Origin of the sequence: Streptomyces sp. Z423-1, assembly GCF_013009255.1 — a bacterium.
Taxonomy (GTDB): Bacteria; Actinomycetota; Actinomycetes; order Streptomycetales; family Streptomycetaceae; genus Streptomyces; species Streptomyces gossypiisoli.
Genome location: NZ_CP053109.1, coordinates 1,354,671 through 1,373,224 on the forward strand (window position 1 = coordinate 1,354,671; position 18,554 = coordinate 1,373,224).

20 protein-coding genes and 4 pseudogenes are annotated in these 18,554 nt (G+C 68.9%); 17 read left to right on the forward strand and 7 right to left on the reverse strand.

The annotated features are described in order from the left end of the window. Positions 1–143 precede the first annotated feature (143 nt). On the forward strand, positions 144–632 hold the full coding sequence (locus HJD23_RS06305; protein WP_171117912.1) for an Asp23/Gls24 family envelope stress response protein: 489 nt from the start codon (positions 144–146) through the stop codon (positions 630–632). A 169-nt stretch (positions 633–801) separates the two neighbouring features. On the opposite strand, the gene HJD23_RS06310 is transcribed toward HJD23_RS06305, so the two are convergent. Further along, positions 802–1,287 (reverse strand): DUF5994 family protein, encoded by a 486-nt coding sequence (locus HJD23_RS06310; protein WP_171117914.1) that lies wholly within the window; start codon positions 1,285–1,287, stop codon positions 802–804. Between the two features lie 173 nt (positions 1,288–1,460). On the opposite strand from HJD23_RS06310, the gene HJD23_RS06315 reads away from it, so the two are divergent. Further along, on the forward strand, positions 1,461–1,712 hold the full coding sequence (locus tag HJD23_RS06315; protein ID WP_171117916.1) for a hypothetical protein: 252 nt from the start codon (positions 1,461–1,463) through the stop codon (positions 1,710–1,712). Between the two features lie 258 nt (positions 1,713–1,970). Then, positions 1,971–2,294, forward strand: a complete 324-nt coding sequence (locus HJD23_RS44935; RefSeq protein ID WP_346770335.1) for a DUF5994 family protein — start codon at positions 1,971–1,973, stop codon at positions 2,292–2,294. 215 nt (positions 2,295–2,509) lie between these two features. On the opposite strand, the pseudogene HJD23_RS44940 reads toward HJD23_RS44935, so the two are convergent. Both HJD23_RS44940 and HJD23_RS06325 read right to left on the reverse strand, forming a co-directional pair. Next, positions 2,510–2,605, reverse strand: a pseudogene (locus tag HJD23_RS44940) (hypothetical protein); the annotation flags it as partial. Positions 2,606–2,803: 198 nt separating this feature from the next. Beyond that, positions 2,804–3,805: an acyl-CoA desaturase gene (locus tag HJD23_RS06325; protein WP_171117919.1), complete on the reverse strand. Its 1,002-nt coding sequence runs from the start codon at positions 3,803–3,805 to the stop codon at positions 2,804–2,806. Positions 3,806–4,308: 503 nt separating this feature from the next. On the opposite strand from HJD23_RS06325, the gene HJD23_RS06330 reads away from it, so the two are divergent. The 4 genes from HJD23_RS06330 to HJD23_RS06345 all read left to right on the forward strand — a co-directional run bounded on the left by HJD23_RS06330 (position 4,309) and on the right by HJD23_RS06345 (position 7,701). Further along, on the forward strand, positions 4,309–4,656 hold the full coding sequence (locus HJD23_RS06330; protein WP_171117921.1) for a hypothetical protein: 348 nt from the start codon (positions 4,309–4,311) through the stop codon (positions 4,654–4,656). A gap of 40 nt (positions 4,657–4,696) precedes the next feature. Next, complete coding sequence (locus HJD23_RS06335) at positions 4,697–5,401, forward strand: DUF5994 family protein (protein ID WP_171117923.1); 705 nt, start codon at positions 4,697–4,699, stop codon at positions 5,399–5,401. A 431-nt stretch (positions 5,402–5,832) separates the two neighbouring features. Next, the gene (locus tag HJD23_RS06340; RefSeq protein ID WP_171117925.1) at positions 5,833–6,144 is read left to right on the forward strand and encodes an STAS domain-containing protein; all 312 of its coding nucleotides are present in this window, start codon (positions 5,833–5,835) and stop codon (positions 6,142–6,144) included. 315 nt (positions 6,145–6,459) lie between these two features. Continuing rightward, on the forward strand, positions 6,460–7,701 hold the full coding sequence (locus HJD23_RS06345; RefSeq protein ID WP_171117927.1) for a PP2C family protein-serine/threonine phosphatase: 1,242 nt from the start codon (positions 6,460–6,462) through the stop codon (positions 7,699–7,701). A 49-nt stretch (positions 7,702–7,750) separates the two neighbouring features. On the opposite strand, the gene HJD23_RS06350 is transcribed toward HJD23_RS06345, so the two are convergent. Then, complete coding sequence (locus HJD23_RS06350; protein ID WP_171117929.1) at positions 7,751–7,921, reverse strand: hypothetical protein; 171 nt, start codon at positions 7,919–7,921, stop codon at positions 7,751–7,753. A gap of 385 nt (positions 7,922–8,306) precedes the next feature. On the opposite strand from HJD23_RS06350, the gene HJD23_RS43500 reads away from it, so the two are divergent. Both HJD23_RS43500 and HJD23_RS06360 read left to right on the forward strand, forming a co-directional pair. Then, positions 8,307–8,930, forward strand: a complete 624-nt coding sequence (locus HJD23_RS43500) for an IS110 family transposase (protein ID WP_232107903.1) — start codon at positions 8,307–8,309, stop codon at positions 8,928–8,930. A gap of 547 nt (positions 8,931–9,477) precedes the next feature. Further along, positions 9,478–10,443 carry a restriction endonuclease gene (locus HJD23_RS06360; RefSeq protein ID WP_171117931.1) on the forward strand — a complete coding sequence of 322 codons (966 nt, stop codon included), beginning with the start codon at positions 9,478–9,480 and terminating at the stop codon, positions 10,441–10,443. Between the two features lie 338 nt (positions 10,444–10,781). Here HJD23_RS06360 and HJD23_RS06365 read toward each other — a convergent pair whose 3' ends face one another. The 3 genes and pseudogenes from HJD23_RS06365 to HJD23_RS06370 form a co-directional block, all read right to left on the reverse strand. Beyond that, positions 10,782–11,378 carry a transposase gene (locus HJD23_RS06365; protein WP_240980642.1) on the reverse strand — a complete coding sequence of 199 codons (597 nt, stop codon included), beginning with the start codon at positions 11,376–11,378 and terminating at the stop codon, positions 10,782–10,784. A 56-nt stretch (positions 11,379–11,434) separates the two neighbouring features. Continuing rightward, positions 11,435–11,625 (reverse strand): annotated as a pseudogene (locus tag HJD23_RS43505) (cytochrome ubiquinol oxidase subunit I); the annotation flags it as partial. Between the two features lie 823 nt (positions 11,626–12,448). After that, positions 12,449–12,919: an SPW repeat protein gene (locus HJD23_RS06370; protein WP_171117933.1), complete on the reverse strand. Its 471-nt coding sequence runs from the start codon at positions 12,917–12,919 to the stop codon at positions 12,449–12,451. 246 nt (positions 12,920–13,165) lie between these two features. On the opposite strand from HJD23_RS06370, the pseudogene HJD23_RS06375 reads away from it, so the two are divergent. From HJD23_RS06375 to HJD23_RS43510, 8 genes and pseudogenes are all read left to right on the forward strand, one after another. Continuing rightward, a pseudogene (locus HJD23_RS06375) lies at positions 13,166–13,630 on the forward strand (PP2C family protein-serine/threonine phosphatase); the annotation flags it as partial. Positions 13,631–13,681: 51 nt separating this feature from the next. Next, positions 13,682–13,888 (forward strand): annotated as a pseudogene (locus HJD23_RS06380) (ANTAR domain-containing protein); the annotation flags it as partial. Then, a complete protein-coding gene (locus tag HJD23_RS06385; RefSeq protein ID WP_277347770.1) occupies positions 13,839–14,795 on the forward strand; it encodes a RecQ family zinc-binding domain-containing protein in 957 nt (318 codons plus the stop codon). The pseudogene HJD23_RS06380 and the gene HJD23_RS06385, both read left to right, overlap by 50 nt. A gap of 158 nt (positions 14,796–14,953) precedes the next feature. After that, entirely contained in the window at positions 14,954–15,628 is a 675-nt protein-coding gene (locus HJD23_RS06390; RefSeq protein WP_171117935.1) for a hemerythrin domain-containing protein, read from the forward strand. Between the two features lie 81 nt (positions 15,629–15,709). Further along, complete coding sequence (locus HJD23_RS06395; RefSeq protein WP_171117937.1) at positions 15,710–15,943, forward strand: hypothetical protein; 234 nt, start codon at positions 15,710–15,712, stop codon at positions 15,941–15,943. Positions 15,944–16,225: 282 nt separating this feature from the next. Then, complete coding sequence (locus HJD23_RS06400) at positions 16,226–16,717, forward strand: DUF2243 domain-containing protein (RefSeq protein ID WP_232107897.1); 492 nt, start codon at positions 16,226–16,228, stop codon at positions 16,715–16,717. Then, positions 16,714–17,754, forward strand: a complete 1,041-nt coding sequence (locus tag HJD23_RS44945; RefSeq protein ID WP_346770299.1) for a cytochrome c oxidase assembly protein — start codon at positions 16,714–16,716, stop codon at positions 17,752–17,754. The genes HJD23_RS06400 and HJD23_RS44945 overlap by 4 nt, the downstream gene beginning before the upstream one ends. Next, a complete protein-coding gene (locus tag HJD23_RS43510) occupies positions 17,669–17,980 on the forward strand; it encodes a hypothetical protein (RefSeq protein ID WP_332110696.1) in 312 nt (103 codons plus the stop codon). The genes HJD23_RS44945 and HJD23_RS43510 overlap by 86 nt, the downstream gene beginning before the upstream one ends. Positions 17,981–18,554 lie beyond the last annotated feature (574 nt).

Genomic DNA, 18,554 nt, shown 5'->3' on the forward strand with positions numbered 1-18,554 from the left:
CTCTGCGTGGGGTGCCACCGGGGCCTGGCGCAAGACCCGACATCGTCTCGCATGCCACTTGCCTGAGCGACGTCGGGCAATCGCCGTTAGCGTGAAGAAGAGGCACGACAGGCTGCCTGCGCCTCGGAAAGAGGTGACCGAAGATGACGGACACCGGACTGCCGAACCGGCCCGAGACCCCTCACGCGGGATCATTGGGCGAGCGCGGCGGGAAGAGTGCGGGGGTGCCGCACGGAAGCGATCCGGGATCGCGTGGCCGTACAACGATCGCCGACGGTGTGGTGGCGAAGATCGCCGGGATGGCGGCCCGGGATGTGCCGGGCGTCCATACGATGGGCGGTGGGTTCGCCCGTGGCATGGGGGCCATGCGTGAACGTATGCCCGGTGCCGGCGGGAAGTCCGTCACCAGCGGGGTGAAGGTCGAGGTCGGCGAGGTACAGACCGCGGTCGACCTGGAGATCGTCGTCGAGTACGGCGTCTCCATCATCGAGGTTGCGGGCGACGTCAGAGAGAACGTGATCGCTGCCATCGAGCGGATGACCGGTCTGGAAGTTGTCGAGGTCAACATCGCGGTTGGCGATGTGCATGTGTTCGACGAGGACGAGGAACAACAAGAGCGGCGGCTCGAGTAATCGCTTGCTGGAGCCGAAGCGAGCAAGGAGCGCGCGCACGCCTCCCGTCCTCGCTTGCCTGCCATGGGGGGTGATAGCTCGTCGGGACGGCGGTCATCGGATCCACCTCACCGCGACCATCCCGGCACCCGCACCGAAGCGGACCAGCCCGCGCGGCGGCTGATCGCTCTCACATCTCCGGCGTTGCCCGGTCGGTGCCGGTGTCGATGAGGATCTGTTCGGCCTGCGTGACGTTGCCGGCGCGGACGGCCTCGGCCATCGCGGCGCGCGCAGCGTCGGGCGTCGCGTGCGGCGGGACCACGAGCAAGGAGAAGAGATCCTGCTCGCCACGGGTGATGAGGACGGTGTCGTCACCGACCGGGAAGGAGTCGATGTGCACGACTCGGTCATCGATGACCAGCCTCGTCGGCAGTGCTTCCCAGGCACCGGCGTCCAGGCCGACACGTGTGACCGGCCCGAGGTACTCGGCCAGGGCGGCGATCAGGGCGGGGAGCTCCGTGGCGATGTCCCGGGACCGCGGCCACCATGCTCCGTCGAGAACAGCCCGGCGGTCGTGCGTCGTCTCCAGCCGTACGACAGCAGTCCCGGGTTTCAGGGCTTGGTGGACGGCGTCCGGCAGGAGCCTGGTCACACGCGGGGAGCCGGAGTCGGGCATCGCATTCGCCTGCCTGCCTGCCTGTAAGGAAAACGGAGTGACTTCCTTGCTTCACGGTACTCCGCGGCCCACGTCGGCCGGGAAGCTCGCCGGTCACACCCGAGGGCCACGGGGCATGCCAGAGTAGAGTGAAAGGTCGGTCCGCTCATCTGTGCCCGAACAACGAGGTCGCCATGCAGCCCACGGAAACACCCCCGGACGGGCACGCCGAGGTCCGCATCGTCGCCGCCTCCCCCGAGGTCGCCCGTCGCGTCGCGCAGGTTCTCCGCCAGTGCTTCGCCACCACCGAGCAACGCAGCTATCCCGCGGACAGCCAGGGAGGGACCCGCCTCCAGCTCACCGTGGACACCACCCGCCCGGCAGAACCGGCACGGTCCTGGCTGGATACCAGCCGCTCCTCTGAGGACGACCGCAAAGGGAAGTGAACCGACGTCCAGGAGCGGTCCGTTCGGCCTCTTCGAGATGCAGAGACGGGTTTCGCGCGATGTCCGCAACCACCTCTCATCCCCCGCTACGGGCCATTCCCTTCAGGGCCCCAACCGCGCGACGCGCGCTGAAACCCGAGAGCCCTTCACCAGGCACGCCGAGCTGGGCGGCGCCTGGTGGCCTCGGTCACGTGACCTGACCACGAACTCTCCGCTCTGGCGGACGTACTGGATCCGCTGCGGGGACGGATCACTCATATCGCCGTCAACTCGCACTACCGGCCGATCCTCCCGCGCACGGTCTTAGCCAACGGTCATGCGGTGAAGGTCGGTTGGTTCACGTCGGAGCAGGATCCGCACAAGATCCTGCTGCTGTCCTATACGGCGGGCCGCTGGGACCTCCTGGTGATACCCCCGCAGACCAGCGCTCCCTCGGCCGCCCGGCTGATGGCCGCCGCGAGCGCGAACACCGGCCCGCCGATGACCGCGACCGCCCTCGTGATGGCGGAACAGGCCGGCGGAACTTCCTCATCGTACGAGGCCACCGCCGGCCGGCCCGGCCGACTGGTGGTGGGGGTGTGACGGTCGTCGTCGCCGCCCTGGCCGTGGGTGCCTGATGATTCGCCGGGCAGTCCGTGGTGGGCCGGATCAGACGTGACCCCCCGCCGCGGCCATGAGCGGTTCCGCGGCCTCCTCGGTCGTATCCGGAGGGACGACCAGCAGGTCCCAGCGCCCCGGCCGGGGGCGAGCAGGACGATCGTGTGCGGGGCGGATGCCGCCACGGTCCTGCTCAGTCGTACGACCTGGTTGAAGACGAGCATCCGGCCGGGCACCGCGGACCATGTCGCCCCGTTGACGGTGACGCTCGTGATGTGGCCCCACGCGCGCGGCAATCCGGCGAGCAGCCGGGGGAGTTCGGCGAGCAGGTCGTACGAACGGGGCCATCACGCTCCGTCGATGGGCTGGGGCATACCGCCGTGGGGAGCCAGGCGCAGGCGGAGAAGGGGATGGGAGGGAGGAGGGGGTTGCAGCGCGGTGGTCATGAAAGCTCCTGTCAACTGCCGTGCGGCGGAGGAGGTGAGTGACCGGTGTCAGACGCGGCGGGCGACCACGCGGTCCGGAGTGGGCCAGCGCACGTCGTACACCCAGCCGAGGCGTTCCAGGAGGCGGATGACGGCGGCGGAGGGGTCGAGCTGGCCGCGGTCGACGCCGTGGCGGGCGCTGGTGGGGTCGGCGTGGTGGAGGTTGTGCCAGCTCTCGCCGAACGACAGCAGGGCGAGGGGCCACAGGTTCGTGGCCCGGTCGTGGCGCCGGGTGCGGAACGGGCGCTCACCGATCAGGTGACAGAGGGAGTTCACGCTCCAGGTGACGTGGTGGAGCAGCGCGATACGCACAAGCCCCGCCCACAGCAGGGCGGTCACGCCGTACAGCCACGTACCGCCGATGGCCCAGCCCACCGCGAACGGCAGGGCGAGCGTGAGGACGCACAGCGCCGGGAAGGCGCGGGCGACGGCGCGGATGTCGCGGTCGGCCAGCAGGTCGGGAGCGTACCGGTCGGCGGGTGTGCGGTCGTTGCGGAACAGCCAGCCGACGTGCGCGTGCAGCAGCCCACGCAACTGGCCGCGCAGATGCGCGCCGTAGCGGTACGGGGAGTGCGGATCGCCGGGCCGGTCGGTGAAGGCGTGATGGCGGCGGTGGGTGGCGACCCAGCCGATGACGTCGCCCTGGAAGCTCATCGAACCGGCCACCGAGAGCGCGATCCGCACGGGACGGACGGCCCGGTAGCCGCCGTGGGTGAGGCCACGGTGGAAGCCGACCGTGACGCCCAGACCGGTGATCGTGTAGAGGACGAGCGCGAGGACGATGTCGGCGGGATGGATGAGGCGTCCCCACAACAGCCAGCCGGCCAGGCCGATTGCCACGAACGGCAGGACGACGATCACCGCCGTCACCATGACGTACAGCCGCTCACCGCCGTCGCGCGCGGGCGCCGGGCCGTCAGGTGGGAACGGAGACGTCCCGTCGTAACCCTGGGGCGGCGGGGCGGGGTTTGACGGTGTGCCCGTCGCGGACGTGATCGGACTGTGCGGCATACGTTGCTCCTCGGCCCTGGATGCGTATGACGCGGCCGGGGACACGGGCTACCCCTGTGATGGGGAGTCGTGAGGACGGGCCGGTTCGGACACCGGCATACGAAGAGACCTCGCTTTCTCCAACCGTACTCCCTCACGCTACGAAACGAGGCAGGCCGGATCGCGTGGCCACCGCGTTGACACGGACCGTCGCCGGACGTTGACTGGCGGCACGGCGCAGGGCCATGCCACTCCCGAACACGGCGAAGCATCCCGCCCACCCGCCTCGCCCAGACTCCGCGGGAACCCACCTACTGGACAACAGCGAGGCCGGCCATGATGCTTTCACGGACCGTCAGGAACCAGGCGCAGCCGATGAAGGGCAGGATCACGGCAGAACTCGGCCGGGTCACCCGCAACAGGCGACTGCAACGCCGAGGCAGGATTGACCGGGTCTCCGGAAGCCTGAAACGGGCCGTCGAGAAGACCAAGAGCGCCTTCGGGCGGAACGGAAGCGGCACCCGATGATGTACGACCAGACACGCGCCCAGCAGCCCGCGGGCCAGACCCGGGGCCCCGCCGAACGCCGTGCCCCGGGCCCGGAGCCGCTGCTCCCGTCAGCCGAACAGGACAAGATCGTCCAGCGCCTCCGGCACGCCTTCAACACCTTCGCCGACACTCCGCGCGAGGCGCTGGAAGAGGCCGAGAACGCCTACGACGAAGCCACCGCCCAGCTCGTGAACGCCCTCGCGGAACGGCGGCGTCTCCTGCGCGCCGGGTGGCAGGACCAGGCCCCCGGAACACAGTCCGACGAACTCCGGCACGCGCTGAGCCAGTACCGGGAGATCACCCAGCGGCTGCTCCAGCTCTAGGCGGCCGCATACTCCGCGCTGTGGCGGAGCGCGGAGTAGTGTGGACAGCACCGAGGGCATTTCGCACACCGGCTACCATGCCGGGTCGTTCTCGGCGAAAGATGAAACCCGGGCCGCCGCAGAGGCGGCCCGGAGACGGGTCCGCATCATGTCGGCGACCTTGCACCTAACCCTGCCGCAACCCGAGCCCGTCGCAGCCCCGGCCGCGCGTCTCGCCCTGAAGACCGACGGCACCTCCCGCGGACTCCTGGACGGGGCCTGGTGGCCCCGATCCCGGGATCTGCTGAGCGAACTGCCGGCACTCACCGACGTGCTGGACCCCTTGTGGGGCCGCATCACCCGCATCGCCGTCAACCCGAAGCACTGGCCGGTCATCCCCCGCAAGGTTCCCGTGGACGGCCACATCGTCAAGGTCGGCTGGTTCACCCCGGAGATCGACCCGCACAAGCTGCTGCTGCTCTCCTACGGCACCAGCCGCTGGGATCTCCTGGTCATCCCGCCCGAGACCGGGGCGGAGTCGGCGGCCCGGCTGATGGCTGCCGCGTCCGACTACGACGGCCCGCCACTGACCGCGAGCGCGCTCATCGCCGCGGACGAGGCCCGGCACGGCGTCTTGGCGGCCGACCAACCACTGGACCCGGACGAGGCATGGGAGTACGAGGGCGGCGCCTCCGCGGTGTCAGCGGCCGTTCCCCGACAGACCGGTCCGCCCGGCCGGGCCAGCCGACTGATCATCGGTATGTGAGGCGGCCGCCATGAACACCTTCCTGACAGCCGTCGCCTTCGTGGTCCTCATCGCAGCGGCGGCGTACGTGATCCACCGGCTCAACCTCCAGCACGCCGACAGAATCGCCGCGCACCGGTACAGCGCCCCCCTGCCCGGCCGCCGCGGCCGCGGCACGCCTCAGCCCCCTGTGGGACCGGACCGGTCCGAGTCGCCGACCGCCCGCGAACGACGGGACCACCGCGACGGGGGCCGCGGCCGCTTCCCGCCGCGCCGCCGCCGTAGCCGTACACTCACCACAGGTGACCAGCCGGTTTCCCCCCACCGGCCGCGCGCACGGACCGTCGACTCGACCCGTACCGACGCGGGCGCCCGGGCGCATGCACCCGGGGCCGTGGACCGCGCGAGGAGCGGCCGAGACCCATGAACCGAGGCATCTGAACCGAGGCGTCATGACTCTTCCGCAGCTGAACATCTACCGGCACGACCGGGGCAGGCGAGCACTGATCACCCTGGCCGGTGAGATCGACCCGGCCACCGCACCCCAGCTGTGCGCCGCTCTGGAGCGGTGCCTGACTGACGGCATCACCACCATCGACGTCGATCTGACCACCGTCGACCGCTGCGACAGCGGCGGCCTGCGCGTCTTCCTCGACGCGTCGCGGCACGCCGCCGAGACCCACGCGTCCCTGCGACTGCACCACCCGTCCCCGCAGACCGCACGACTGCTCGCGTACATGGGCTCCGATCCTCTGCTCCTGTGACGGCTCCGGGAGAGATGTCGTGCACAGCGGAACGGAGAGCTGTGTGTTCTGATCATGTGCGACATGCCGTTTTCCGGCGTAATGGGCTGGTCGGGGGGCCGGGCGCGTCACTCTGTGCGGGTTGATCGCGGTCGTGTCAGGAACCCGTGTGTACGGATCACGTGAGCGGGTCGAGCGGAGCGCATTCGCCGTAACCGCAGGACGGACCGAGCGTGTCGGTGCTAGCGCTGTTGGTGCGGGCGCTGGTTTCACGGCACGAGGTGAGCATGGACACGGTGGCCGAAGTTTTGACGACGCCGGTGCGGGGGTGCGGAGATGACGGAAGGTGAGCGCCGACCTGACGAGGGCATGCTGGACCGGTCGGAAGGGTTCGGTGAGCGACTGCTGGGGGTGCTGTTGGACCGGGCCCACGAGATGCCGCCGCATCTGATCGGCCCGCTGATCGCGGAAGAGGTGGCCAGGCTCGGTGGCCGCGACGTCTCGATCCTGCTGCAGGACTACGGCCAGCTGGTGTTGGTGCCACTGCCAGGTCGGCGGCTGGTGGTCGGCGAGCCCGAGCCGATCGATGACTCTCCCGCCGGCACGGCCTTTCTGCACGCGACCACTGCCGAGGTGCCGAGGGCCGACGGCGTCCGGATGTACCTGCCGTTGCTGGACGGCAGCGACCAGGTGGGCGTGATGGCCCTCACCCTGGACAGCGTCGATGACAACGACCGGCGGCTGCTGCGCAGGCTCGCCGGCCTGGTCGCCGACATGCTGGTCACCAAGCACAGCTACACCGATCAGTTCTTCCGCGCCCGGCGCCGTGAACCGATGAGCCTGGCCGCGGAGATCCAGTGGTCCCTGCTGCCGCCGCTGGCGATGTCCGTCCCGCAGGTCGCGGTGGCCGGAATCCTGGAGCCCGCCTACAACGTCGCAGGCGACAGCTTCGACTACGCCCTCAACGAGGACATCCTGCACGTGGCCATGCTCGATGCGATGGGCCACGGCCTGGACGCCGCCACGATGGCGACCGTCGCCGTCGGGGCCTACCGGCACGCCAGACGTGCCAACATCGGCCTGTCCGAGATCTACGCGTTCATGGACCGGGCCATCGCCGAGCAGTTCGGGCCCGACCACTTCGTCACCGCCCAGATGATGCGTCTGAACATCACGACGGGCCACCTGCAGTGGGTCAACGCGGGCCACCCCGCACCGCTGCTGATCCGCGACCACCAGGTCGTCCGGCAGCTGGCAGGCCCGACCACCTTGCCCGTCGGCTTCGGCGGTGAAGAGCCCCGGATCAGCCGGCAGATGCTCCAACGCGGCGACCGAGTGCTGTGCTTCACCGACGGCCTGATCGAGGAGCACGAAGCCGGCGAAGAACAATTCGGCGAAGAACAACTCATCCACTGGGTCAACCGCATCGAACACACGGAGAAGGGAGTACGAGCGGTGGTGCGCTCACTCTCTCACGCCCTCAAGCAGCAACGGGGCGGCCGCACCACCGACGACGCGACCCTCTTCCTGATCGAATGGCGCGGCGGCGCCGCCGAACACCTCGCCCTCCTGGAGTGAGCCGACCACCGCACCACCAAGGATCCGCCGCCGCCGTGGCCGGGCGTTTTCAGCGGGCCGGGCGCCGAGGGGAGCGCCACATGGAGCGGGCCGCCAGGTAGAGCAGATCGGCGATGAGGAGTAGTACGCCGGCGGACAACAGATAGAGCATGCCGTCGACGGCCGCGCCGATGACGATCAGCGCGATGCCGGCGATGAGCAGGGTCAGGAAGAGGACCATGGCGGGATGCCTCCCTGGGAAGGAACCGCGCGGGATCTGCGTGGCCTCTCGAGTACGGCGGGACACGCTGTGACTCTCCGCGGTGTCGCGTCGGCCGAGGAGTGGTACGTGCGGGCCCGACACACAGGCCGCTACCCCGTTGTCACGCCCGAGACGACATGTACGCGGGAGTCCGTTGCACCGAATGTGAGTGGGACGAGGGCGGCGAAGTCTGACTACACCGCGCACACTCGCACAGAGTTTCGTTGGGGCCAACGCGCTGTGGCGTTGGCCCTCGTCATAGGTCGGTGAGGAGGCGGTGTTGCAGGCCACGCGGATCACGCTGGGTCTGCTGGCATTCCGGATCGGCCAGCTCTCCGAGCAGATCCGGGAGGTGGATGCTCGTATGGCCAGGCTCGTGGAAGGTCATGCCCCGCAGCTGCTCGACGTGGTGGATCGGTTCGGACACGGCCATCACCTTGCTGATCACGGTGGGGGACAACCCGAGCGGTTGGACAGTGAGGCGTCCTTCGCCGCGCTGTGCGGGGTCAGTCCCGTCGAGCGTTCTTCGGGACGCCGGCAGTTTCGTCGTCTCGACCGCGGCGGCGACCGTCAGGCCAACGCCGCGCTCCACCGCATCGTCTTCACCCGCCTGCGGGTGGACCCGCGCACCCAGGACTACTACGAGCGCCGCATCAAGGAGGGCAAGACCCGACGCGAAATCGTCCGGTGCCTCAAACGTTATGCGGCCCGGGAGGTCTTCCACCTGGTCAAACAGCCACAACCAGCACGGGCTGTGATACGGCGAGGCCCCGCCGGGGACCGGCCTGACGGGACCGCTACGCGGAGCCGTGAGACGACGAAGCCGCGCCGGAGCGCTCCGGCGCGGCTTGTCGTGAGATCGGCTGCGCTGGTGCGCACGATGCGTTCGGCGCCTCATGCGGTTCCGTGTTCCTGTGATGCTTCCGGAGGTGCGCCTGATTTCGAGATCGCACCCGCCTGCCCGTCCCGGTCACCCAGGAGGCCGTGATGCCGGCGTCCAGTGCGGCGGCGATCAGTCCCCGGGATCCACCACACGGCCCGCCTCCAATGACGACCCCCAGGGCTGGGGAGTTACGCGACCTCTACCCCGGAGAGAAGCGCCGTCGTTCACACCGGTCCGCCGACTACCCAGGCTTGCGCGGACGCGACGTTCGGCGCGGTGCCCTCGGGCACGTATGTGATAGCCGCCCGCGAAGCCGAAGGCATCTGGCGAGTCCTGCCCTGGGCCGGCCTGCCGGTCGGGCCAGCTGGTATTGAGCCGTGGGACAGCAGCCCGACAGGCCAACCCCTGTAGTAGGGCCAGTCCCCCGGCTCGGCCAGTCTGAAGCCGCCAGTGGGTCCAAGAAGTCTTCCAGCGTACCGAGAGGCGCCATCAAGCATCACCGCACCAGCTTCATGCCGTGCATCCCGCGAAACCCAGTCTCAAGCGGCGACAGCCGCTGCACAATCAGGTTCATAGGGTTGCGCCGTTCGGACATCGTCCAGATCGAAAGCACCCCGGAGAGCGGCTCCCGCGCGGAAGGTGTAGATGACGAGTGGCCCACAACGACGCCTACCACTGGCCGCCTGAGCTATTGGACCTGCTGATCGAACTGGTGCCCCGGCTCAACCGGAGCAAAGAAGGGGTCCTTGGATTCTTGCGGGGCGCCGGCGTCAGCGAAGACCTGCTCGCGCCCCATCGACACCAGCTCGCCGCGGACAAGTCAGCAGTCAGCAAGTACAAGATCGTTCGTGCCGTGCTCAGCCAGATCAATGAACAGGGCGACGCAGGCTTGGGCGTTCGCAGGGAAATCATCAAACGAACGATCGAATTCGAGGACTTCTCCACACTGTGGCCGGACGACCGTCTCCCGGCCCAGGGGCTACAGGCAAACGTGCGACAACTCGTGAACGTCAAGGATTCATTCACGCGGATGAGCCAGGCACATGATGAAGAGCGAGCAGCTCGCATCAAAGCACGCACAAACGAGCTTGAGCGCCTTGCTCGACGGAAGGCAAGGTTTCAAGCACTCCGAGACCGACTCAACGAACTGTTCAACGAAGACGACCCGAGAAAGCGAGGCACCGCCCTGGAAGGCGTGCTCAACGACCTGTTCGCAACCGAAGGCATCCTGATCAGGGAATCCTTCACGCTGCGTAGCGACGAGGGGCATCCCGTGGAACAGATCGACGCCGCCCTCGAAGTCGACGGATCCACGTACCTCGTGGAGATCAAGTGGTGGGGTGAGCCTGTCGAGATCAACGCGATGAGCCGCCACCTAGTGCGGGTGTACGGGCGCTCGGAAGTCCGCGCCCTATTCATCTCTGCATCTGGCTTCACCGGGCCGGCCATCGAAGAAAGCGAACGCGCACTGAACCAGCGAGTGATCGTCCTGGGCGAACTCCGGGAACTCGTTCTCCTGCTCGAACGGCAAGGTGATGTTGCGGCCTGGCTGCGCGAAAAGGTCCGTTTCGCGCAGCTCGAACGTCGTCCTCTCGCCCTGCTGGGCTCCGACTTCTGAGCACCCTACGCACCATCAGGTTGCCCAAGCGCAGCGTCCAGCCGGTCGGTCATTCGCCCAGATACCGATGGCACAGCGCTCCCCCAAACCGCCGCCGCACGCAAGGGCTCCGCTGCGCATCTTCTGTCACGTCCGTGTCACGAGCCCCGTAGACGCTCGCGCGTCACAGGGCTCCGACCTGGACTTAAGCGCCCGCCCTGGACCAGCTGGACGCCCAGAGACGGCTTCTACGACATGTGCCATGTGGTACCCAGTGAGGGACCGAGGATCAGGACGGGAGCCTCTTCTGGCCCGTCAAAGCGGTATTGCAGGGTGTTCGACGGTGTCTCACTCACGCGTCAGACCCTCTCACGTATCACGGACGCCCCTATAACGGGGGTTTGGTGGATACCGTCCTGACCAGGTTGAAGACCTTTCGGGCGGCATATCGCTTGAGGCATTGAATGGTTCTCACGTCGGGTCTTGCCCTCCTGGGTGCGGCGTTCGTAGTACGCCTGGGTGCGGGGATCGAAGCGCAGCCGGGTGAACACGATGCGGTGCAGGGCGGCGTTCGCCTGCCGGTCGCCGCCATGGTTGAGGCGACGCGAGGTCCGGCGGCCGGAGGAGTACTCGATGGGACTGACTCCGCACAAAGTGGCGAAGGACGCCTCAGTGCTCAGCCGCTCGGGATTGTCTCCCCTGGTGATCAGCAGAGTGACGGCACTGTCCGGGCCGATGCCCACCGGGACGAGCAGTTGCGGGGCGTGGCTCTCGACGAGCCGGGTCAGGCGCCGGTTCAGCTCGTCGATCTGCCCGGTGAGCTGCTCGATGCGCTCGGCGAGCATGCGCAGGGTCATATGGGTGGCCTGGGCCACCGCGTCCTCGTCGCCCCCGCCGTCGCGCAGGCCGAGGCGCGCGCATGTGCGGAACAGCTCGCGGTTGCCCAGACCGGACAATCGTTCCCGCAGAGCGGGGTCGGCTATGACCAGGACGGCCTTGAGCTGGTCACCAAGAGCAGCAGCATGATCGTGCCGCGCATCGTGAATGGCTGGCTGTACTGCTCGTCGGACACACGCTGCAGTCCCAGCCGGCCAGTTCCGCCCGGACCGCCATCGCCAGCAGCCCACCGGCCAGGCAGAACCCGAAGGACGTGATCAGGTAGAGGTGCCCGATCTCCTTGTGGTCGGTCGTGCCAGCTCTCATGGAACTGCGTACGGCACCTGCGACGGCGCTGGCGGACGCCGCTGGCGCCGCCACTCACCTCCCTGATCGGAGGGGCACCCCGACTTCCTGGTCATCATTGCCTCCGATGACCTTAGTTGTCCTCCACGGGCGGCAGTCCCGATCACCGTGCCCTTCCACCGACGGGTACTCGGCAGCCCTCCACGGCTACATGCGATGCTTCCACGGGCCGCAGTCGGGCGCTTCCTCTCGCCGAGCGGCTGGAGGTGTTCCTCACGGTCCCCACCGGCCGGGGCGGCCGACCTCGGCAGGATCGGTCAGTACGGCCTCGAGATCGTCATGGCCTTCACAGTGCCTGTCAATCGAGCAGGAGCCGGTCGGCGAACGCATCACGGCCGTATCACCATCTCCTGCACACCAAGCAGCGCCCTCCCACTCTTATGCAGCGGCTGCTGCCCCCGCCCGCAGCGGGCGAGTCGAGCGTCGGCTCAGTCTGCGGTGACAGGTGGCCGGCGAGCGTACGGGTTCCATCAGGCCGGCGCCGGGGCGTACGCGCGGGCGTTGGAAACTCACACCAAAGCAGGGCCGTAAGTTTGGTGGCCCGCGAGGGCCGTAGGTGGCTTCAAAGCAGCTTGCCGACCGCGGCTCGGCCGGAGTAGCCGTCCGATCCTCCGGGGCGCCCTGGACGCTGATTGATTACGCGGAACGCGTCGCTGTTTACGGAGCTGACGACCGGGCAAGCCCGCCTCCGCCAGGAGCGGCCTGACGGGGGCAGAGCACCGACGACAGGCGGCTCCCGGTAGCGCGGTAGCGGTAGGTGCCACGACCTTCGGATCCAGCTCGATCACCTGGGCGGGGATGAGTGATCACCGGACGACCGATCCACCGGGCGGCCGGCTGCGGCGGCCATAAGGGCCAGCAGGAGCGCGATCACGCCGACGATGATGTTGTTGACTATGGTCCTGGTGGTACTGACGTCTCCTGCTACAACCCAGGGCGCAAAGATCGTCCACACGCTGAGTGCGCAAGCGGCCCACGCCATGCTGTGCGAGCGCTCGTATGCCCGGCCAAAGCCACCGCTCATGATCACGGCGTATGCGATACCGACGATCAAGTTGTTGACGGCCAGGGTGGAAAAGCCGTTGAAACCCGCGATCCACGGTGAGGCCGCCAGGTAGAGGCCCGTGATCAGGGCCATCGCCTCGACAGCCTGCGCCCTGGGAGTACTCGCGACACGCTCGGCCATCTCGTGTCGACTGCGCATGGCGAGGATGTCGGGGTGCGTTTCCATGTCCGACCGGGGATGCGTTGCCATTTCGACCTCCGATTTGCCCGTTATGTGCATTACGTGAAGCCGGGTACCCCTCAGGGGCGGGGTAACCATCGCAGACCTGCCTGCGCCCTCAGGACGCCACTGAACGAGGTGGCCTTCAGAGCGCCTCACCAGCCCTGAGGGCCTCGCTGCGGCGTCGGAGCCGAAGAGGCGGCCTCCGACCGGGCGCTCAGACTGCGAGGAGCCGGGATGCCGTCCCGGGCGCGGACCGAAAGTGGCGTGCGCGGGGACCTCGAAACGGGCCTGTGCGAACTGGTCAACGCCGGCCACCCCCGGCCCCTGCTGCTGTGTGACAACGCCGTCGACGAGGTGGAACTCGCCGTCAACCTGCCCTTCGGTGTGGCGGCACCCGCCCCCTACCGCCTACAGGAACTGCACTTGCGTCCCGGGGACCGCCTGGTCCTGCTCACCGACGGAATGCAGGGGCGTGGTGCCGCGGCCGTCGACCTGGGTTCGGTCGTTCACGACACCCGTGCGCTGCACCCGCGAGAAGCCGTCCGGAGCCTGACCGCCGCGGTGCTCGACGCCTGCCACGGCAACCTCAAGGACGACGCCACGGTCCTGATACTGGACTGGCACAGCAATCGCAGCCGGCCGGCCGGACCGAGCCCCGACCCCCAGCAACGATGGCCTACTCCTGAGTCCCTACTGAGAGCGGTCCATCTTCAGGCCACAGCGAGCTCGTCTTGCTGATGCGATTGTGGGCAGGCGTACAGGAGACCTCGCCCCCTATGGAGACCAGTCATGACGACCTCCCGCACGCAGCGGCCTTCGCCCGGTGCAAGGCGTGCCGACGCCGCTATCGCCGACCTGGAGCAGGTGAACGCACAGTTGCAGCATACTGTCGGCTCCCACGCGACAGTGGACCAGGCCATAGGCGTCCTCCTCGCGACCCACCGGATTGCGCCGACGGCCGGGTTCGACGTGCTGCGCGAGGTCTCCCAGCGCACCAACGTCACGGCGAGGATCTGCTGGCGCGGTACCGCGCCAGCAGATCCTCGCCGAGCTCGTATCCGACCGCCGCCGGATCCACGACGGCTTCATGGCCGGCGCTCCCGCCGTGGTGGTGGCCACCTCCGCGTTCGGGATGGGCATCGACAAGTCGGACGTACGGTTCGTCGCCCACGCGTCCGTCCCGGAGTCGCTGGATTCCTACTACCAGGAGATCGGGCGCGCCGGCCGGGACGGGGAGCCGGCCCGCGCGGTGCTGTTCTACCGCCCCGAGGACCTGAGACTGCAGAAGTTCCTCACAGCCCGGGCCCTGGACGCCGACGCACTGCGCCGGATCATGACCACGCTGCTCGGCCAGGACGCCCCGCAAAGCCGTAGCCGGACGGCGCAGCTGTGCGGCCTGTCGCGTCGGAAGACCAGCGATCTGCTGAACTTGCTGGAAGAGGCGGGAGCGGTGACCGTCGAGGGCAGGCGCCGCACAGTCCGGGCTCTGCCCGGCCGCACCGTAGATGAGGCCGCCGAAGAGGTGGGACGGGTGTTCGAGCGGCGGCGCCGCGTCGACCGTTCGCGCATCGAGATGATGCGCGGCTACGCGGAAACGCCCACCTGCCGCCGCCAGTACCTCCTGGGCTACTTCGGCGAGCAGCTCGAGGAACCGTGCGGGCGGTGCGACGTGTGCGACCGAGAGGACCAGCACCCAGCCACCGGAGCCGGGCACCGGGAGGCCGCTCCCCCGCCCGAGCACGGCCCCTGTGAGACGAACGACCGGGTGCGCCACGCGGAGTGGGGTGCGGGCACCGTGATGCGCACGGAGGAGGACCGCCTCGTCGTGCTGTTCGAGCAGGTCGGCTACAAGACGCTGTCCCTGACAGCAGTACAGGAGGGCGACTTGCTGACCGGCGCCTGACACGCCCGGCGACCTGGCCGGGCCGTGACCGGGCCGAACATCAGGTGAAAACACCACAAACGGTGTGCCGCGCCGCGTCGGGGTACCCGCCACCGGACACTGTCGGCAGCCGCTGGGGCGGACGGGTGTTGCGGTTGGTCCGCGCAGAGGAGAGTTCCATGCCGCAGACGATCAAAGAGCAGACGGTTGAGCAACTGGGCGGCCCGAGCAGCGTGCTGGCCCGGCAACGCCGTGATCATGCCGAGATGGACAGGTTGATGGACCGCTATCAGACCCTGGCGGACGGCGAGCACCGCGAACGGGTCCTGCGGGAGACCGTCCAGCTGGTCTTCAGCCATGCCTTCGCCGAGGAGACCGTGCTATGGCCGGCCGTCCGGCGCTCGGTCGAGGACGGGCACGAGTTGACCTTGCGGGTCGAGGAGGAACACCAGCAGATCAACGATCTTGTCGCCGACATCGAACGCCTGAGTCCGGGTTCTCCTGAGCGTGAGGAGAAGGTACGGCGGGTCTTCGCATGGATACGGCAGGACATCCGCGACGAGGAGGACCTCGTGCTGCCCCGGCTGCAGGAAGCGCTGCCCGCTGCGCAGCTGCGCCGGCTCGGCACGGCATGGGACACGGTGCGACGCAGCGCGCCCACCCACCCCCACCCCGTCATCCCGCGGCGCCCACCCGGCAACGCGGTCCTGGGCGTGCCGCTCGGTCTCTACGACCGGATGCGCGACGCATTCGGACTGAGCACGCCCATGGCCGCTGCCAAGAAGGTCTTCACCGGGCTCGCCGGGGTCCTGGTGCTGGCCGCGGCCGTCGCGATGCGCCGCAAACGACGGTGAACCAACCGCGTGCGGCGCTGAGTGGAAGGGCACCACGGGCACGCCGTCGGCGTCGCACGCATCTCCTGATCGGGAGGCATCATGTCCGTGTGGTCATGGGTCCGCGAACACTTGAGGGGTCGCACGACCAAGCCCTCCGCAGAGGTCCGTTCAGGTCGGTCGGAGGACACCGGCGGTAAGCCGGACACCGAGGCGGCGGACCGGCACAGCACGACGGGCACGACGCCCAACGACGTCTTCGTGGGCCGGGTCGCGGGCGACGACCCCGGCTACCTGGAGACGGGCGCCGAAAAGCGCGCCGAACCAGACATGTGATCGCCCAGCAGGCGCCCCGGCCGGACGACTGGCCGTCCGCATGCCGAATCCGCCCATGTCCTCGCTGTGCCGCCGACCGAGTGACCGCCGCGATGCCGGTTGGCGCGGGAACCGGCCTCCAACTCCTGCGACGTCGAGCATGGGCGGCGTTCCCCCTCCCTGTCCTGAAGCGTGTTCTCCTCTCCCCTGAGGGCCGGTGTACTTGTGCTTGGCCCTGTCCTGGCGGGTACCCGGCGCCGGGCATCCCCAGCCGACGTCGTCGTACAGCGGGAAGGAAGAGCCATGAGCGACTCCGTCCGGTCCGACACCGCACCGGACACCGGCTCCGCGACCCGCAGGTCCATGGCCGTCTGCGCACTGATCGGTGCAGCGGTCATGGCCTCGGTCGACGAGATCGTCTTCCATCAGATCCTGGGGTGGCACCACTTCTACGATCGTTCCACCTCCGGCGTGGGCCTGCTGTCCGACGGACTGCTGCACACCGCCGAACTGCTGGCTCTGGTCGCGGGGTTCTTCCTCTACGCCGATCTGCGCCGCCGCAGGGCCCTGGCGTCGGCCCACGCGTGGTCGGGCTTCTTCCTCGGGCTGGGCCTCTTCCAGCTGTTCGACGGGGTCGTGGACCACAAACTGCTGCGCCTGCACCAGATCCGCTACGGGGTTGACGTCACCCCGTACGACTGGGCGTGGAACATCGCCGGTCTGGTCCTGCTGCTCATCGGCGTGATCCTGGCCCTGCGTGCGGCCCGCCGCAGCGGGCCCGGGCCGGCGTCGTGACACTCGCGCACGTCCAGCCCGGCCCGGCCACCGGACCCGGGACGGGCCAGCTGCTCACCGCGGTGGCCGCGCTGCTGGTGGCGGTGGCGTATCTGCTGGCCACGGGGCGTCTGCGGCGCCGCGGGGATGCCTGGCCCCGGTGGCGGGATGTGTCGTTCACCGCCGGGGGCGTCGGTACGGCCTGGGCGTCGGGGGGAGCTGTGCCGGGGGGGCCGTTCACCGGGCACATGATCCAGCACCTCGTCGTGGGCATGGCCGCCCCGCTGCTGTTCGTCGTGGCCCACCCCCTCACCCTTGCCCTGCGAGCCCTCAGGCCCGGCCGGGCACGACGACGCCTGCTGGTTCTCGCGCGATCCCGTCCCGTCGGCTGGCTCGTCCTCCCACCGCTGGCGGCCCTGTTGGACGTCGGCGGCCTCTGGCTGCTGTATCGGACGGAGCTGTTCGCGGCCATGCGGCACCAGCCGTTGCTGCACGGCGTGGTGCACGCGCACATGCTGGCGGCAGGGCTCGTGTTCACCTTCGCCGTGTGCCAGCTCGATCCGGTGCGCCGTCGCTGGAGTGTCACCGTACGCGGTGCCACCTTGCTGGCCGCCGGCGCCGCGCACGCGGTGCTCGCCAAGACCCTGTACGCATTTCCGCCGCCCGGCACCGACTTCGCTGCTGCCGACCTACACAGCGGCGTCCAGTGGATGTATTACGGCGGCGATGTGGTGGATGCGGCCTTGGCGGTGGTGCTGGGGGTGGGCTGGTACACGGCCGGCGGACGTGCCCGTGCCCGTCGCACCCGACGTGGAGCTGCCCCGACCGGCTCCAAACAGAGGTTGACCAGTGCAGCCGGGGCACTCGGTGACCGTCGGCAGGGCGCCAGTACGGCGACATCCGCAATCCGTTCGACGAGGTGGAGCAGACCACCGGAGACGAGCGGCGGCCGCCTTTCGCCGCCTCGTCCGCCTGCTCGCCGTGCACGAGACGGCCGAGGAGGAGGTGATCCATCCCTTCACCCGCCGGGCAGGGCCGGGCGGCGAAAAGGTGGTTGAGGAACGGCTGCGTGAGGAACGTGAGGCCAGGGAGCTGTTGTCCTGCCTGGACGGGATGGATACCGACGGCCCGAAGTTCCTGCCCGAGCCGCAGGTGCCTCGATGTGATGCGGCACGCCTGGGCCGAGGAGCGGCACCGAGTCCCGGTGGGGCTGCTCTACCGTGCGGGAACACGGGATTCGCCGTGTTCCAGCCAGCGGGGACCTCTCCCGGGACGTTGGGCTGAGGGGGCCGCCGACTCCCCCGACGGGCCGGAGTCGGCTTCGTCGGCGTCGCAACGGCGGCTGGCCGCCTTTGGGAGAGACAGCCAAACGGAAGCAGGGCACCGCCGCGCGCTGGGCGCCCACTCTGACGGACCTACAGCCGTGGTCGATGATCATCGCTACCGCAGCAGCTCCCTCAACAGCTCCATGCATCGGCGACGGCTTTGGCGACCTCTTGGAGGGCAGCCGTTCGGGTGGAATGACAGCCGGCCGCTTATCACCCCAAGTCTTAGACGAGGAGATGCATGCTCGAGAGCGACGCGGCATCACGTGGGTGGGCGGCGCGTTGAGTGCCCCGGGGCCGAAGGGGATCAGTAGGTTTTGTCCGCATACACATCCAAAACCGATGCCCGACACAGGGCGGCGAGCGACCGGTGAGGCGGCCGCAGCGGCCGGGCGGACAAGACCCTCGGGAAGGCGCTACGTGAGTCCCAACGGCTCTGACCTCCCCCACGCCCTGGGGGGGGCGCGGGCGGTACCCCCACGCCGCGGCGGCCGACGCGGCGGAAGCCCGTGCAGGCACTGACTGCGGGCCTG